A 15,944-nucleotide genomic window follows, 5' to 3' on the forward strand; every position below is an offset into this window, starting at 1 on the left:
ATGGCTACAACAACGAAAATCGATGGTTTTTTGAAAGTTCCGGACATAAAGGGCCCAAGCAAGCGCGACGGCCATGAGGACGAGATCGAGGTATTCGGCGTCGATTACAAGATGATCGCGCCTTACGATCCCAATTCACTGTCGCGCCGCGGGCGCGTGTCGATGGGGATGATCAAGTTCTCGAAGCACTACGACAAGTCGTCGCCCTACCTGAAGAAGGCGCTGTTCGAGAACAAGGCGCTCGACGAAGTGAAGTTTTCGGCGCGCCGCACCATCGACGGCGAGACCAGCGACTATCTGGTCGTGACGCTCACCGACGCTTCGGTCATGGAGTACGATATGCGGCAGGCCGCTGACGAGGCGGACCTCATCGAGGAAGAAGTCAGCTTCGCCTACAAGAAGATCAAGTTCGTCTACAACAAGGACGACGAGATCGAAATGGACGTCTATGTCGGCAAGTGAGGCCAAGCGGCCTGGCGCGAAAGCGCAGCTTGCCGGCAGTTCGCGGGCAAAGCGCGAGGCGGTCCAGCCCTCCCTCTGGGACCGCCTCGTCAACGACTTGCCCGGGCTGACGTCGGAGATCGACGGGCAGCGCCGCCTGCTGGACGAAGAACTCGGCGCCGAGCGCGTCGAAGTTCTTCTTGCCGGCAGCGCACGCGCCATCGATGCTGACGCCGAACTCACATCGGAGCAGAAACGGCGCCTGCACCGGCTGGTCTTCCAGACCGAGCATCGCGCCGAGATCGAAAGCCGCGGCGTGGTCGTTTCGGCACGCGTGTTGAGAGAAGCTGTCCGGCGCGACATCGAGGCATTGTTCAACACCGAGCGCTTCGAATGCGTACCGATGCTTTCCGACGCCGAACACGAACAGCCGCTGGACGAGCTGCCGCCACTCGCCGACTTTCCGGAGGTGCGCCGCAGTGTCGTCAATTATGGCGTGCCGTCCTTTTCCGGCCGCTCGTCACGGGATTTCGACCGCGATGTGCTGGCGCGCGAAATCCGCGCGGTGCTTGCCACGTTCGAGCCGCGCCTGAAGGAGAGCGCCACGACCGTCAACGTCACGCTCGGCGACAAAACCGTCGGCCTCAAGATCGAGATCGACGCGGTGCTGATCATGACGCCGACACCGGAACGCATGCGGCTGCGCACGACGATCAATCTCGACAACGGCCTGGCACGAACCGAATTCCGGGAGGCCTGAGATGGATCGGGTCTTCGTCGAATATTACGAAGAGGAACTGACCCATATCCGGGCGCTGGCCGCGGAATTCGCCGACATGCACCCGGCAGTCGCCCGCAATCTCTCCCTCGATACGGTGCCCTGTCCCGATCCCTATGTGGAACGGCTGCTTGACGGCGTGGCCTTCCTTGCCGCGCGCACCCGGCTGAAGGTCGACGCGGAGCGCTCGCGCTTCTCGCGCGCCGTGCTCGATGTGCTTTATCCGGATCTGGTTACACCGGCGCCGGCGACGGCGATGGCGGTGCTGAAACCCGGCCAGCAGGTGCAGTCGATGATTGCCGGCCACGCCGTCGCGCGCGGCACACGCCTGGTCTCCAGCCTGCATCCAGGGCTGTCGACGCGCTCGACCTTCACCACCGCGCAGGAGGTCACGCTGTGGCCGATCGCAATCACCTCGGTCAGCTATTTCCAGGACCGCAGCGCGCTTGCGGCCGCCGGCATCGCGCCGCTCGGCGGCGTGCGAGGAGAGGCGGCGTTCCGCATCGCGCTCGGCCGGTCGGGAAAAGGCAAGCTCAGCGAATTGTCGCTCGACCGCCTCGATCTCTATTTCGCGGGCCGCACCAAGGCGCCGCTGCTGTTCGATGCGATCTTCGGCGCCTGCTCGGCCGTCGGCGCGCGGGCAGAAGGCAAGACCAATCCGCTCACGGCCCTGCCCGAGCCCGAAATGATCGGCATACGCGACGATGAAGCGCTGATGCCGCGCACCCGTCCGACCTTCGAGGGATATCGGCTGCTGCGCGAATACTTCATGATTCCGGAGCGTTTCCATTATGTGCGGGTCGCCGGCCTTCAGCCAGTGGTGCGCAAATGCGACGGCGGAATGGAGATCATCTTCCTGTTCCGGCGCCCGGTGCCCGAGCTCGCCGATGTGGCGCCGACCGATTTCGAGCTGTTCGCGACGCCGATCATCAATCTCTTCGAACGCGAATGCAACGTCATCGAAATCGATCCGCGGAAGACGCGGCAAGTTCTCCATGCCGACCGCACGCGGGCGCGCGATTTCGAGATCTTCCGGGTCACCCGGGTCGAGGACGCCGACGCGGAGGGCAGCGAGGCTACGATCCCTGAATTGTTCAGCCTGGGGCAGAACCGCGGCAGCGGCTGGGTCTATTCGACCGAGCGGCGTCCGCGCCGGGCCACGGAAGACGAGCGGCGTGAGGGCCTGACCCGCACCTCCTACACCGGTGACGATCTCTTTATCGCCATCTCGCGCCCGGCAGGGAGCGCGCCGAACCGGCCGCTCAAGCGTCTCGACATCATGGCGCTCTGCACCAACCGCGACCTGCCGATCCTGGACGACACGCCGACGCTGACGCTGGAAACGGCCGATCCTGTGGAGGCAGTGCGCTTGCTCGGGGCACTGCGGCCGCCGCAGCCGGCGATCCCGGCAGCACTGCCGGCCGGCGCCGAGGGCGAATCCCGCGCCGACAATCTCGCCTGGCGGCTGGTGGCGCAGCTTTCGCTCAATTTCCTCAGCCTGGCCAAGGAAGGACGTGGCGTCGATCCGTTGCATGCGCTGCTCGATCTCTATGCCGACCGTGGCGATCCAAACCTTGCCCGCAACGTGCATTCGATCGTGCGCATCGATTCGCGTCCGGTCATCGAGCGGCTGCAGATCGACGGACCGATGTGTTTCGGACGCGGCACCGAAGTGACGCTGCATGTCGACCAGTCCGTGCTGGCGGGTCAAAGCTCGCTGTTGCTTTCGGCCCTGCTTTCGCGGCTGTTCGCCCGCCATGCAGGGATAAATGGGTTTGTGCGGACACGCACGCGGTTGCTGCAGAAACAGGAGGATGTGCCATGGCCGATGACGCCCGGCAATCGCTACCTGATCTAGCACAGCCCGCAACGACGACCGCCGAAACGCTGTCGGAGGGCTTCGACTTTTTCGAGCTGCTGCGACGCCTGGAGCAGCGCCACGGATTGTTCGGCCATTCCGGAACGGCAGACCGCGAGCCGGCGAGGCTTGGCCAGCATGTGCGCCTGAGCTTCTCGGCCCGGGACGTCGTCAAGTTCCAGGACACAGGGGACAAGTCACCAGCGCGGGTGACGGTAGCCAATCTCGGCCTGCTCGGACCGGAAGGACCAATGCCGCTGCATCTGACCCGCTGGGTGCTCGACCGGCTGTCGCAGCGCTGGTTCACCGGGGCCGACGCCGAGCAGACCAGCGACACCACCTTCATCGACTTCGTCAACATCCTGCAGCACCGCATGATGGCGCTTTACTACCGTGCCTGGGCGGACGCACACCCGGCGGTGCAGGTCGAGCGTTCCGTCGGCGGGCGCGTCCGCGCCATGCTGGAGGCAATGTCCGGGATCGGCCTCCCCGGCACGCAGGATCCCGAACTCGACACCGTGCGGCTGCGACAGGCTGGATCGCTGGCCAACCAGGTTGACGGCGTGGAACGGCTGACCCTGTTTCTAGCCACGGCCTTCAAGGTGCCGGTGCAGATCAAGGAATTCGTCGCCGCCTGGATCACCATACCAAAGGCGCTGCAGAGCCGAGTCGGCAAGGCCTATGCAACGCTCGGCAAGGGGGTAACGATCGGCCCGCGCGTCTTCAACCGCCAAAGCAGGATAGAGTTGCGCGTCGGCCCGCTCAGCCTCGACGACTTCAAGTCGTTCCTGCCCGGCGAACGGCGTCTTGGCCTGTTCAAGAAGGCGGTTCGCGACATGATCGGCGAGGCGCTCGACGTCGATCTGCGCATCGTGCTGGCGCGCGACGCCGTGCCGCCGCCGCGCATGGGAACCATCCAGCTCGGGCGAACCTCCTGGCTGCCACGGCCCGCCGAAAAAGGTGACGCCGACGATCTCAGACTGCATACCATCGTCGGCTGGCGGCCGGAACTGGCGGAGGCGGTCGCATGAGCCTGCTGCTGACGCTGGAACAAGGCCCGCGCTCGCAGGTGGTCAGGCAGGCCCGGCTGGACGAGGGCGAGCTGGTGATCGGACGCAGCGCCGACGCCGGCTGGCAGATCGATGATCCGGACATGTTCGTGTCGCGCGCGCATTGCAAGATCAGCGGCGGCCGCGACGGCTATTTCATCACCGACACGTCGAGCAGCGGATTGTTCGTCGACAACTCCGACAGCCCTCTGGGACCCGGCCGGTCGGCGCGGCTGCAGAGCGGCATGCGGCTGCGCATGGGCGATTATGTGTTCCATGTCGAGGTTCAGTCCAAGGCGAGCCAGACCTCAGTCGGCTCCGCCCCGGTCGCCAGCCGTCCGGCAGCCGCCTGGTTACCGCCGGAAGCCCGGACGCCCGCCAGCATTGGCGGCGACGACTTTTTCTCGGCCAGGGTCGAAGAACAACCGCGGCCGCCACGTCCGGCGGACCTGCCTAACCCGTTCGAGCAGCCTGTTCCCGGAGCTTATGATCGCGCCGCGATCCAGCGCAGTTCGCCTGCCTTCGACGACCCGTTCAGCCTCGACCCGGTGGCGACGCCTCAATCCGGCGATGCCGCTGCGCCGCGTCAACCAGATCCGTTCGGGTTCGGCGAAATGCCTTCGCGCAACGATGCGTCCGGGCCTGCGGCAAAGCCGGCGAGCTTCGATGACGATTTCAGCTTCGGGCCGGCCGCGACGCCACCTCCGCCAACGGCGCCGATATGGCAGGACGTGTGCAGCGTCAGGCTGAAAAGCCACGCCCGGCGCAGCCTTGGGATATTCCGGCGCAAGCAGTCGAGCCACCGCCGCAGCCACGTTCCTTTCCGGCGCCCAAGCCCGCCCGCCCGGCGCAGGCCGCTTCGAACGACATGGCGCTTCGCGCTGCGTTCTTGCGCGGCATGGGCGTCGAGGAGGCCGACTTTCCCGGCCGCGATGCGGTTGCTGAAATGGAAAAATTCGGGCGTGAATACCGGCTGATGCTGGATGGCCTGATGCAGCTTCTGCGCAAGCGGGCCGAAGAAAAAGGAAGCGCGCGCGTCGCCCAGACGATGGTTGGCGCTTCCGAGGTCAACCCGCTCAAATTCCTGCCGACGGTCGAGGATGTCATCGTCACGATCATTGCAGAACGCAGCCCTGGCTTTCTCTCCGGTGAGGCGGCGATCGGCGATGCGGTGAAGGATCTTGCGCAGCATCACGTACGCGCCTGGCGCGGCGTGCAGGCAGCTTTGCGGCGCATGATCGACCGGTTCGATCCGGCCGCGATCGAGGAAGAGCTCAAATCCAATTCCGCGATCGGCAATCTGCTTTCGGGCGGGCGCAATGCCAAGTTGTGGGAGCTCTACCAGAAACGCCATCGCGACATCGCCCAGAGCGCGGAATCGAGTTTCCTGGGCGAGATCGGCGCAGACTTCAGGGACGCATACGAAGAGGAGTGGGACATGATCGACAGACGCGAATTCATCGTTGCCATCGGCGCTACGGGGCTGCTTGCGGCTTGCCAGAGCGGCCCGCCGAAACCATCGGTTATCTCGGTCAACGTGACCGGAGGCGCCGGCATGAATCCGGGGCCGGGCGGCGGCGACCGGCCGGTGACGGTGCTGGTGATGCGGCTTGCCAGCACCGGCAAGTTCAACTCAGCCGACTATTTCGCGCTGCAGGGCGACGCCAGTTCGACGCTCGGCGCCGATCTCATCGGCTCCGACGCGATCTCGGTCGCGCCCGGCAAGACGGCGGCCAAGACCATCACGGTCGAGCCGAACGCGACGGCTATCGGCTTCGTGGCGCTGATCCGCGAGCCGGGCGGACGCAACTGGCGCACGACCAAATCGGTATCGCCGGGGTCGAAATTCACCATCAATGTCAGCCTCGGCAAGGGCGGTATTTCCGCCTAGAGCTCCTTGTTTTTACGCAATTCCGGGACGGAAAACCGTTTCACACTTTTCCTGGAATTGCTCAGCGGCGCGACGACAGGCGACAGGGCAGTGCAGAGAGTAACGGCATGAGCGATGCAAACAGGGTGCTGTGGTCGGAGGGCCTGTTTCTCAGGACCCAGCACTTCCAGCAGCAGGATCGGTTCTTCGAGGGCATGGTGCGCGGCGCGTTGCAGGCCGGCCAGCTCCATACGTTCGGCTTCCAGCAGCTGACGCTCGACCAGTCGCTGCTCGATGCCGGCCAGGTCTCGATCGTGTCCGCCCGGGGCATTTTCCCGGACGGCACGCCCTTTTCCATCCCGGAGCTTATGGACGCGCCCAAGCCGTTGCCGGTCACGGCCGACACCGGCGCCGGGCCGGTGCTGGTCGCGCTGCCGCTCGAGCCGCCCGGCGGCGTCGGATTCGATCCGGCGCATGCGGCATCGACCGGCGCGCGCTACCACGGCAAGATCGTCTCGGTGCGCGACGCCGTCCAGAGCGGCGCCGATCCGGAAGAGATCGAGATCGCCCGGCCACAAGCGCTTCTGCTCGCGCCCGGCAAATCGGTCGGCGGCTATACCGCCTTGCCGATTGCCGACATCAAAGGTATCCGCGCCGACGGCGGCATTTCGCTCGATGAAACTTTCCTGCCGCCGACGCTGATCACCGGCGCGATCCACTGGTACCGGCAATTGCTGCAGGAGGTCGTCACCGGTCTCGACCAGATCGCCGAGGCGCATGGCAAGATGGTGATGGGCGGAGCCGGCCGCAGCGTCGAAGACCTTTTGATGCTGCACCTCGCCAATGCCGCGCGGCCGCGACTTGCGCACATGCTTGCGCAGGATGTCTTTCATCCGGCCGAGCTCTATCTCGAGCTTGCAGGCCTCGCCGGCGAAATGGCGACCTACGGCTCGAGCTCGCGCCGACTCGGCGAATTGCCGACCTACGACCACATGGCGCCCGGCCCTGCCTATATGGCGCTGGCCGACGCCCTGCGTTCGCTGATCCTCAGCCTTCGCTATATCGAGCCGAAATCGCGCGCGCTACCGGTCATGCGGCACGCGACCAATGTCTGGAAAGTGCGCATCGACAATCCGAAGCTGCTGGTTGCCAGCCGCATCGTCATCCGTGTCGGATCGGAATTGTCGGAAGACGCGCTGCGCAAGATCTTCGTCAACCAGGCGACCGTCGGCTCCGCCGACCAGTTCGAAGGGCTATGGAAGTCGCGCCTGCCCGGCATTCCGCTGAAGCCGCTTCATTCGCAGCCGCGCGAGATTCCCTACGACGGCGACAGGCTGTGCCTGGAGTTGGATCAGAAGAGCGAGCATTGGGCCTCGCTGCTCGAAGCCCCCGGCTTCGTCATCGGCGTTTCCGGTGTCCTGCCGAGCGAGCCGCAGGTCGATTGCTATTCGGTTAACAGGTGAGGCCATGAGCCGGGATGATCCTTTCGGACTGTCGGAGGATCGCGAGCGCACACGCATCAGGCTGGCGGGCGCCGCGCCCCGGCCGCTGGCGCCGCTGGCGCCTGGCGCGCCGGTAAAAAGAGCGCGCGCCCATCCCAACACGCTCATCAACATCTTCGCGCCGCTGCTCGAATTCGCGCCGGAACTCGAAAGCGCTCTGGCGCCGGAGAACCCGGAAGTGATGCGCACGCGCCTGCTCGACGAGCTAGTTCGGGCGCGCGACGCCGCTGTTGCGGCGGGCTCCCCGCTCGAACGCGCCGACCAGGCGGCCTGGGCCGTGGCGGCGCTGCTCGACGACCTTGCGCTCAACACGCCATGGGGCGGCGCCAGCGCCTGGCCGCGCCAGCCGCTGGTGGTCATGCTGCGCGGCGACGTCGACGCCGGCACCCAGTTTTTCACCCGCCTTGACGAGCTGGAGCGTCATCCGAACCGCGACCGCGAGATGCTGGAGCTGCAGTATTACTGCCTCGCGCTCGGCTTCCGCGGCAAATATCGAGTGCCCGGACGCGCCGGCGACCGTTCGCTCAATGCCGTGCGTGTGGCGGCCGCGCGCTTCCTGCGCAATGCGGATGCCGAGGACGCGCCACTGTCGCCGAACTGGAAAGGCGTGATCGCCTCCGACGAGCCACAGCGCTTCATCGTTCCGATCTGGGTGATGGCGCTTGCCGCGGTTGTCGTGGCCGCCGCTGCTTATATCGGTCTGTCGATGGGCTTGAGCAGCCGGGCGGTCGAACTCTCCGCGCTCGTGCGCACGCTGCCGCCGGCCTCGCGCGGCGACGTCACCCGCGCCGCGCCCAAGCAGGATGCCCCCGAACCCGAAGCGCCGCAGCCGGTCGATTTCGCGCTGCTGCCCGAGTTCAAGGCCGCAGCGCCGGACAACCTCAAGGGCGCGCTCAGCGGCACCGAGAGCGTCTCCTTGGCCAAGCTTGTCATACAGTCCTCCAATCCTGAGCTATTCCAGTCTTCGCGGCCGACACTGACCCAGGGCTACGAGCCGCTGGTCGAGTCGATCGCCAAGGTGATCCTGGACAACAAGGAGCTGATCGGAAAAATCACCGTCATTGGCCATACCGACAATGTGCGCCTGCAAAGGTCCAACCCGCTTGCCAGCAACCAGCGTCTTTCGGAAGCGCGCGCTGAAACCATAGCCAAGCTTCTGGTGCAAGCCGGCGTGCCGCAGGAGAGCATCTCTTCCGAGGGCCGCGCCGAAACCGACCCCGTGGCCGACAACTCGACGCGCGAGGGCCGCGCGCTCAACCGCCGCGTCGAGGTCCTGGTCGAGAAGAGGCTCTGAGATGTTCATCCTGCGCTTCTTCTGGGCCGTCATCACATCGCGCTTCCTCTGGACGTTGATCGGGATCGCGCTGCTGTCGCTATTGATCTGGGTGTTCGGGCCGATCGTGCAGGTAGGCCCGTACGCGCCGTTCGAATCCGACAATGTGCGCATCGGCATGATCGCCGGGTTGATCATCCTGTGGCTGATCTGGCTGATCATCGCGCAGCGCCGCGCGATCCGCGCCAACCGCATGTTCGTCGCCGAGATCGCGGCGCCGGTGGCCGAAAAGCAGCTCACACCCGGCGAGGAGAGCGTCGCGGCCGTCGGCGCCAAGTTCGGCGAGGTGATGGCCGAGCTCAAGCGGCGTAAGCTTGGCGGCCGCAAATTCCTGCGCGAGATGCCGTGGTATGTGATCGTCGGACCGCCGGCCACCGGCAAGACCACGGCATTGCGCCAGTCCGGCCTCAACTTTCCAATCGACCTCACCGACGATCTGCAGGGCGTCGGCGGCACGCGCAATTGCGACTGGTTCTTCTCCGAGAACGCGGTGCTGATCGACACCGCGGGGCGCTACGTCCAACAGGAGAGCCAGCCTGACGTTGACGCGGCGGAGTGGCTAGGCTTCCTCGATCTTTTGAAGAAGCACCGGGGTCGCCGCGCACTCAACGGCGTCATTGTCGCGCTGTCGATCGATGCGCTCTCGGAGGGCGAGGAAGCGATCAAGGCGCACGGCCGCAAGATCCGCCGGCGCCTTGCGGAGCTGAACGATCGGCTCGAGATCCGTCTGCCTGTCTATCTGATGCTGACCAAGGCCGACCTGATCAAGGGGTTCGAGGCCTTCTTCGGCGGCTTGTCGACAACGGCGCGCGAGCAGGTCTGGGGAACCACTTTTCCGCTCGATGCCCGCGTCAACGCCGGCACAATCCAGACCGAGCTAGCCCGGCTTGCCGCCGAACTGGAGCGGCGGCTGGTGCCGCGCCTGGAAGACGAAGAAAAACTCGGCTCGCGCGCGGAAATCTTCCGTTTCCCGGCGCAGCTGACCAGCCTGTCCGAGCCGATCCAGGTGCTGATCGAGGCGATGTTCGGCGAGAGCCGCTACGAGGAAGCCGCCTGGCTGCGCGGTCTTTATCTAACATCAGCGACGCAGGAAGGCGCACCCATCGACCGCCTGACGGCAGCGCTGTCGTCTTCCTTCGGGCTGCCGCCGCGTCGCGCCATGCCGGCGGCGCGGGTCGAGAAACGCAGCTTCTTCCTCAGGAACCTGCTTACCGAAGTGATCTTCAAGGAGGCCGGCCTCGGCACGTTCGATCCGCTGGCGCAGCGCCGTCGCGCCTGGATCTGGCGCGGGGCCGCCGCCGCCTGCGCGCTCGCCGCCCTGCTCGCCGCCGGACTATTCACCTGGTCCTATCTCGACAACCGCAATGCGATCACCGAACAGGCCGGCCAGTTCGAAGCGCTGCAGGGGCCGCTCACGGACGTCGCCGCCATGCCGGCCGCGGTCGAGCAGCCGACGATGGATGGCGCGCTGGCGGCGATGGATGCGGTGGTGGCGGCCCGAACCGAGCCACCAGGCGCGATCCACAATCTGCTCGGCCCGACCGCTTCGCCCGAGCTGGTGCGCGCGCAGACCGATACTTACGACCATGCGCTGCGCAACGTGCTCGAACCGCATATGGTCGCCCTGCTCGAGGCGACGATGTGGCGGCAGATCCGTGACCCGGATTTCATGCTCGGCGCGCTGAAGACCTACCGGATGATGACCGGGCTCTCGCAGATGGACACCGATTTCGTCCAGAACTGGTGGGTGAACAGCCTGCCGCAATTCGCGCCGGCCCCGCCCTTCCCGACCGCGGATGCCGAGCAGCACCAGCTTGCCGCCATCAGCCGCATGGCCGTCGACGACAGCTATATCGCCCCTGACAAGGAACTGGTCGCCGAGGCACTCAAGACGGTCTGCACGATCTCGCTGCCGGAGCGCGCCTATAAGCAGCTTCTGGCCGACCCGGAAGTGGCAGCCGCCAAGGAATGGGTACCGGCCAACTTTGCCGGGCCGAATGGCGCCAAGGTGTTCGCCCGCCGCTCCGACAAGACGCTGCGTGTCGGCGTTCCTGGGCCCTATACCTATGCCGGCTTCCACGACGCCATCCTCGACCGGGTCGAGGACGTGGCCGGCCAGGCGGCGCTCGACCGCGCGGTGTTTGCCGGCGGATGCTCGGAGAATTCTGAAACATCGGTTTCGGCGCTGTCCGAGGACATCCTGAAGCTCTATTACGACGACTACATCGCGCAGTGGGATTCCTTCCTGCGCGACATGCGGCTGGCGCCGCTGACCGACCTCAACGTCGCCAGCGAGAACCTCAAGGACCTTTCAAGCGCCGACTCCGCGCTGAAGCGCTTGCTGACGGCGGTGGTGCAGGAAACCGATCTCACCCGCTCCGACGATGCCTCGGCCGACGACAAAAGCGGCGGCGCCGTCAAGACAGGCTCGAAGCTGCTTTCGAAACTGGGCAAGCTCGGCAAGGTGGTGACGACCGGCGCAAAACTCCTGCCGCGCGCCGGCTCCGCCAACCAGGTGGACATGACCGGTAGCCTGGTTGCCGAGCATTTCAAGCCGCTCAAAGGCACGATCGCCCAGGTCGACGGCCAGCCGCCGTCGCTCGACGCTGCCATCGTGGCGCTGACGGCGCTGTCCAACGTGCTGCAGACGGTAACCGCCAATCCCAACCCGCAGGACGCGATCAAGAAGCAGGGCGGGCTCGCCGAACTGACCGGCGCGGTCGCCAGGCAGGCGCAGATCCTGCCTTCGCCGATCAACGACTGGCTGGGCGGCATTGCCGGCGACACAAGCGGCTTGTCGCAGAAGGCCGTCACCAACGAGCTCAACGCCATCTGGCGCGCCGACATACTGCCCTTCTGCCAGGCAGCGCTCAACAATCGCTATCCGTTCAGCCCGGACAGCGCGGTTGACGTCAACGTGCGCGACTTCCAGCGCCTGTTCGGCCCGACGGGACTGATCGACGCCTTCACCAACGACCACCTGATCAACTATGTCGACACCGCCAGCGAGCCGTGGAAATGGCGCGCCGATTTCGGCCTCGACCCGGCGGCGCTCGCGGCGTTCGAGCAGGCAAGGCATATCCGCGACGACCTGTTTCCCGGCGGCACCGGCCCGGTGATGAACTTCACGCTGGAGCCCAAGGATCTGTCGCCCAACGTGACGCGGATGACGCTCAACCTCGATGGCCAGAACCTCGTCTACTACAACAACGCGACCAGGCCGCAGCCGATGACATGGCCCGGCAAGGACGGCACCGGGGTGATCTCGCTGGCCTTCCAGCCGGTCGACGGCTCGCCCGAAATAATGCTCAACGAGACCGGCAGCTGGGCGTGGCTCAGAATGCTGCGCGGCGGCCGCTTCGCAGCGACCAAGCTCACCGACGTCTACAGCCTGCGGCTCGGCACGAAGGGGATGTGGGCCGACTTCGAGTTGAAGGCAGCCAGCGTCGAGAACCCCTACACCCTCGAAATGTTCAAGAAGTTCACATGTCCGCCGCAGATCTGATCGTGCCCGGCCTCTACGGCAAGATGCCCGCCACCGGCGATTTCGTGACGCGCCGGCTGCCGGGAGATTTCGTGCGTGTGTGGGACCGCTGGCTGGCTCAGAATATTGTGCCGATGTTTGGGCTCGAAGCTTGGCCGCAGAGTACGGCACTACGTTTCCTGGCTGGTCCTGGTTTCTTCGGCGCCTCAGCCGGCATCGTGCTGCAAAGTGCTGACCGGGTCGGCCGGCAATTTCCGCTGAGCGTCGTCGCGCGGCTTGCTGAAGTACCCTGAAGCTTGCCTATGCCGATGCCTGGTTCGACGGCATCGAGACCGCCGCCCTCGCCGCGCAACGGGGCGAGATGACGCCCGACGAACTCGACATGGCGCTGGCCGCGCTGCCTGTTCCGGCCGTTGATGGCGATGGCGATGTTATCGACGACCTCGTGGTGTGGACATCGCATACGGATATTTTCGACGTCGATCCGCAGACGCCCCAGCCGACGCTGGAGCAGATATTCGCCGCAAGCTGGGAGACCAGTTGATGCAGATCTGGAACCAGATGGGATATCCGCACGAGTATACCACAGCGACGGATGTCGCCGGCCACGAGCATATCGTGGTCATCGTGAAGGGTACCTTTGATTTTCCGTCAGCACTTGGCGGGACAGTGCGAAAATCCGCTCAGCAGGTTCCTCTGGTGATGGCGGATATCTTGACTGGCACGCCCGGTTTCTCGGCCACGCTTTGGGAATCCGATTTCGCTTTCCGCAAGCCACGATGCGACGTGATCGTCAATGGCTTGGCCTATGCGCCGGGAGGACGTCCGGCAGTGCGAGTGCCGGTCGGCATCAAAGTCGGCAACTGGTCGAAGCTGTTCGAAGTCGTCGGCCACCGAGAGTGGCGAGCCGTCGGACCTGTATTTACGGCGACCGCGCCGGCGCCCTTCCTGAAGCTGCCGATCTCCTACGATGTCGCCTGGGGTGGCGTCGACAGGCTGGATCCGGAAGACAAGCTTCCCGCCAGCTATAAGTACAATCCCATGGGCACGGGTTGGTCACGGGCAAGGAACCAACGTTTCATTCCGGGCCTTCGCTTGCCGAACACGCAGGCCGTCGGCGAGGAAATTCGATCGCCATTCGGCGACTACAAACCGATGAGTTTCGGGCCGATGGGCCGCGGCTGGCCCGGGCGCATAGAATATGGTGGCACCTATGACGAGAACTGGATGAAGAACATCTTTCCGTTTCTACCACCGGATTTCGATGACCGTTATTTCCAGATGGCGCCACCCGATCAGCAGATCGACTATCCGCATGGCGGCGAAGACGTGCAATTGGTCAATCTGACGCCGGAAGGACGACTGGGCTTCCAATTGCCTTCGACAGCACTGTCGATGACTCTGTTCAAGCAGCAGCACAGGGTCTTCGACGCCAGCGTCTTGCCGGACACACTGCTTGTTGACGCCGAAAACCGGCGTTTCTCGATGGTTTGGCGTATCTCGCATCGAATCCAGCGGATGATCCTGGAGTTTACGGAGTGCTGGGTCGGCCCACCCAGTGAGTCCATGTTGCGGGCGATGGACAGAGGTAAGGAGTATATCCGAGCAACGATGAAGACATCTGCGGATGCCGACTCATGAGCAAGCCGGTTGAAGTTGTCTCGATCGGCATGGTGACGGCAGTTGGCCTCGATGCTCCGTCTTCGTGTGCGGCCATGCGTGCAAAGCTAGACGGATTTCAGGAGACACGCTTTCGAGGTCCGCGAGGCGGGTGGCTAACGGGAGCGCCAGTGCCGCTTCCGCGAACCTGGATCGGAGAGAAGCGCATCGCGCATCTAGCTTCAGGCGCGATCGTAGAAGCATTTAACGGTTTCCCCGAAGCAAGGGGACAGACCGCGTTGATCCTCTGCATTGGAGAAGATGGTCGGCCGGGCAATCCTGTCCGCAACCCATCAAACCTATTGCGCCGCATTGCCGACATTGTGGAAGTCGAAGCCTATTCTCGCTCCCGCGTTATTGCATATGGACGCCCATCCGGTCATGTCGCCCTGGAGCAGGCGCGACGGCTCATTTCCACAGGTGAAACGCCATATGTCATGATCGTCGGAGTTGACAGCTATCTCACCTCCGAGGCCATCCGCTACTATATCGGCGAAAGTCGTATACTGGCCCCGCAAAATCCAAATGGCTTTATCCCCGGCGAAGCCGCAGCCGCAGTCTTGTTGTCACAACGCGGAACTAGAACGCTGCGATTGACCGGCCTCGGCCTGGCTCGCGAGTTGGCCGCGATATACAACAAAGAAGATCTACCGCTTCGCGGCGACGGAATGACCGCCGCTTATCGAGCCGCACTTGATCAGACCGGGATCGAGATGAATCGCCTTGGCTATCGAATTTCTGATCTCGTCGGCGAGCAATACTGGTTCAGACAGACCGCTCTGGCATCGTTGCGTCTGATTCGCGGTCGCGATGCCTTCCAGGACTTGTGGTCGCCCACCGAATTCGTCGGCAATGTTGGCGCCGCCGTCGTTCCCATGATGATCGGGATGGCGTGGACTGCCGCCCGAAAAGGCTACGATAAGGGCAATCCGGTCCTTATAGAGGCTTCCAATGACAGTGGCGCCTGTGGCGCTGCCATTTTTGCGGTGGCAAGCTGATGTCGACAAACGTTTTTGCGAACAGTCTGGAGATCTCGGGCAAGGCTGTCGACGCGAAAACCCTGGGAGCATTCCCGGACGTCTGCTTTACGCCGCCGGAGAACCCTGCCACGCCGCCAGGTGTGCCGGTTCCTTATCCGAGCTTCGGCTTCGCCTCGGACACCGACAAAGGAACAGGCACCGTCAAAATCGCCGACAAGACAGTCAACATCAAGAATCAGTCATATCTAACGAAGACGTCTGGGACCGAAGCCGGGTGCGCGGCGAAGAAGGGGGTGATCACCTCCACAAATACGGGCAAAGAATATTTCAATTCCTGGTCAAGCGATGTGAAGTTCGACGGCGAGCCGGTCGTCCGCCATACGGATCTCGCGACCAACAATCACGCATCACCCCAGGCGAACACTCCGCCAATGGTCCACGCGGCACAATGGCAGGTCGACGGCATCTCCTGCAAGACGATCCTGACCAGGAATGACATGGTTCTCCATAGGCATGGCGACAGCCCATGCGACAGCAAGAAAGGCGAATGGTCGGAACACTACGTGGAAAATCAATTCATGGCGGTGTCCGGCAATCGCAATAAGACCAAGGCCAAGTTCAAGAATTACAAGTGCGACGACGCGCCCTGCCTTTGCATGCACTCCAGATGGACAAAGAGCGACAGCAAGCCAAGGGGGATCCGAAATGGTCAGACGACGGGCACGGATCATTATGACAAGAGCAAGGTATGCCGCGACAACCTGAGCAATGACGATCCCAACCTCGGCGAGTTCACTGATACCTGCGCGCAGGCATCAGTAGACAATCATGAGAACATGGATGGCAAATCCCCTGCGGAGAAAGCAAGGGTCGCAGCCTGTCTGGTCGCAGTCTTTCTTGCTCACATCCAGGAGAAGATCAACGAACACAGGAAAGCGACCGGCAAACCGGCAATGAGCATCAAAGACGTCAGGGCCATGACCAGGTAGG

13 protein-coding genes and 1 pseudogene are annotated in these 15,944 nt (G+C 64.0%); all 14 read left to right on the forward strand.

The genetic code is table 11. The annotated features are described in order from the left end of the window. The 14 genes and pseudogenes from ACVDG8_RS11155 to ACVDG8_RS11220 all read left to right on the forward strand — a co-directional run bounded on the left by ACVDG8_RS11155 (window position 1) and on the right by ACVDG8_RS11220 (window position 15,943). On the forward strand, window positions 1-462 hold the full coding sequence (locus ACVDG8_RS11155; protein ID WP_371011106.1) for an Hcp family type VI secretion system effector: 462 nt from the start codon (window positions 1-3) through the stop codon (window positions 460-462). Continuing rightward, window positions 449-1,201: a type VI secretion system baseplate subunit TssE gene (gene tssE, locus ACVDG8_RS11160; RefSeq protein WP_447254760.1), complete on the forward strand. Its 753-nt coding sequence runs from the start codon at window positions 449-451 to the stop codon at window positions 1,199-1,201. The genes ACVDG8_RS11155 and tssE overlap by 14 nt, the downstream gene beginning before the upstream one ends. A 1-nt stretch (window position 1,202) precedes the next feature. Further along, window positions 1,203-3,077, forward strand: coding sequence for a type VI secretion system baseplate subunit TssF (gene tssF / locus ACVDG8_RS11165; RefSeq protein ID WP_447254761.1), 1,875 nt, complete (start codon window positions 1,203-1,205; stop codon window positions 3,075-3,077). After that, window positions 3,041-4,108: a type VI secretion system baseplate subunit TssG gene (gene tssG, locus ACVDG8_RS11170; protein ID WP_447254762.1), complete on the forward strand. Its 1,068-nt coding sequence runs from the start codon at window positions 3,041-3,043 to the stop codon at window positions 4,106-4,108. Before tssF ends, tssG begins: the two co-directional genes overlap by 37 nt. Next, window positions 4,105-5,558 (forward strand): annotated as a pseudogene (tagH, locus tag ACVDG8_RS11175) (type VI secretion system-associated FHA domain protein TagH); the annotation flags it as partial. The gene tssG and the pseudogene tagH, both read left to right, overlap by 4 nt. Window positions 5,559-5,564: 6 nt before the next feature. Next, complete coding sequence (tssJ, locus tag ACVDG8_RS11180; protein WP_447254764.1) at window positions 5,565-6,017, forward strand: type VI secretion system lipoprotein TssJ; 453 nt, start codon at window positions 5,565-5,567, stop codon at window positions 6,015-6,017. Between the two features lie 107 nt (window positions 6,018-6,124). Then, window positions 6,125-7,459: a type VI secretion system baseplate subunit TssK gene (gene tssK / locus ACVDG8_RS11185; protein WP_447254765.1), complete on the forward strand. Its 1,335-nt coding sequence runs from the start codon at window positions 6,125-6,127 to the stop codon at window positions 7,457-7,459. 4 nt (window positions 7,460-7,463) lie between these two features. Next, window positions 7,464-8,792: a type VI secretion system protein TssL, long form gene (gene tssL / locus ACVDG8_RS11190; RefSeq protein WP_447254766.1), complete on the forward strand. Its 1,329-nt coding sequence runs from the start codon at window positions 7,464-7,466 to the stop codon at window positions 8,790-8,792. Window position 8,793: 1 nt separating this feature from the next. Continuing rightward, complete coding sequence (gene tssM / locus ACVDG8_RS11195; protein WP_447254767.1) at window positions 8,794-12,336, forward strand: type VI secretion system membrane subunit TssM; 3,543 nt, start codon at window positions 8,794-8,796, stop codon at window positions 12,334-12,336. Continuing rightward, the gene (tagF, locus tag ACVDG8_RS11200) at window positions 12,318-12,608 is read left to right on the forward strand and encodes a type VI secretion system-associated protein TagF (protein WP_455707686.1); all 291 of its coding nucleotides are present in this window, start codon (window positions 12,318-12,320) and stop codon (window positions 12,606-12,608) included. The genes tssM and tagF overlap by 19 nt, the downstream gene beginning before the upstream one ends. 68 nt (window positions 12,609-12,676) lie before the next feature. Further along, the gene (locus ACVDG8_RS11205; protein ID WP_455707687.1) at window positions 12,677-12,859 is read left to right on the forward strand and encodes a hypothetical protein; all 183 of its coding nucleotides are present in this window, start codon (window positions 12,677-12,679) and stop codon (window positions 12,857-12,859) included. Then, a complete protein-coding gene (locus ACVDG8_RS11210) occupies window positions 12,859-13,956 on the forward strand; it encodes a DUF2169 family type VI secretion system accessory protein (RefSeq protein ID WP_447257306.1) in 1,098 nt (365 codons plus the stop codon). Before ACVDG8_RS11205 ends, ACVDG8_RS11210 begins: the two co-directional genes overlap by 1 nt. Continuing rightward, on the forward strand, window positions 13,953-14,972 hold the full coding sequence (locus ACVDG8_RS11215) for a 3-oxoacyl-ACP synthase (protein ID WP_447254769.1): 1,020 nt from the start codon (window positions 13,953-13,955) through the stop codon (window positions 14,970-14,972). The genes ACVDG8_RS11210 and ACVDG8_RS11215 overlap by 4 nt, the downstream gene beginning before the upstream one ends. Further along, entirely contained in the window at window positions 14,972-15,943 is a 972-nt protein-coding gene (locus ACVDG8_RS11220) for a DUF4150 domain-containing protein (RefSeq protein WP_447254770.1), read from the forward strand. Before ACVDG8_RS11215 ends, ACVDG8_RS11220 begins: the two co-directional genes overlap by 1 nt. Window position 15,944 lies beyond the last annotated feature (1 nt).

Source organism: Mesorhizobium sp. ORM8.1, assembly GCF_053005525.2.

What these genes read in the sequence shown, in the direction of transcription:
- tagF (WP_455707686.1), top strand. Translation starts at nt 12,318, where the DNA reads ATGTCCGCCGCAGATCTGATCGTGCCCGGCCTCTACGGCAAGATGCCC.
- tssF (WP_447254761.1), top strand. Translation starts at nt 1,203, where the DNA reads ATGGATCGGGTCTTCGTCGAATATTACGAAGAGGAACTGACCCATATC.
- tssK (WP_447254765.1), top strand. Translation starts at nt 6,125, where the DNA reads ATGAGCGATGCAAACAGGGTGCTGTGGTCGGAGGGCCTGTTTCTCAGG.
- tssJ (WP_447254764.1), top strand. Translation starts at nt 5,565, where the DNA reads ATGATCGACAGACGCGAATTCATCGTTGCCATCGGCGCTACGGGGCTG.
- ACVDG8_RS11155 (WP_371011106.1), top strand. Translation starts at nt 1, where the DNA reads ATGGCTACAACAACGAAAATCGATGGTTTTTTGAAAGTTCCGGACATA.
- tssE (WP_447254760.1), top strand. Translation starts at nt 449, where the DNA reads ATGTCGGCAAGTGAGGCCAAGCGGCCTGGCGCGAAAGCGCAGCTTGCC.
- ACVDG8_RS11215 (WP_447254769.1), top strand. Translation starts at nt 13,953, where the DNA reads ATGAGCAAGCCGGTTGAAGTTGTCTCGATCGGCATGGTGACGGCAGTT.
- tssL (WP_447254766.1), top strand. Translation starts at nt 7,464, where the DNA reads ATGAGCCGGGATGATCCTTTCGGACTGTCGGAGGATCGCGAGCGCACA.
- ACVDG8_RS11220 (WP_447254770.1), top strand. Translation starts at nt 14,972, where the DNA reads ATGTCGACAAACGTTTTTGCGAACAGTCTGGAGATCTCGGGCAAGGCT.
- tssM (WP_447254767.1), top strand. Translation starts at nt 8,794, where the DNA reads ATGTTCATCCTGCGCTTCTTCTGGGCCGTCATCACATCGCGCTTCCTC.
- ACVDG8_RS11210 (WP_447257306.1), top strand. Translation starts at nt 12,859, where the DNA reads ATGCAGATCTGGAACCAGATGGGATATCCGCACGAGTATACCACAGCG.
- ACVDG8_RS11205 (WP_455707687.1), top strand. Translation starts at nt 12,677, where the DNA reads ATGACGCCCGACGAACTCGACATGGCGCTGGCCGCGCTGCCTGTTCCG.
- tssG (WP_447254762.1), top strand. Translation starts at nt 3,041, where the DNA reads ATGGCCGATGACGCCCGGCAATCGCTACCTGATCTAGCACAGCCCGCA.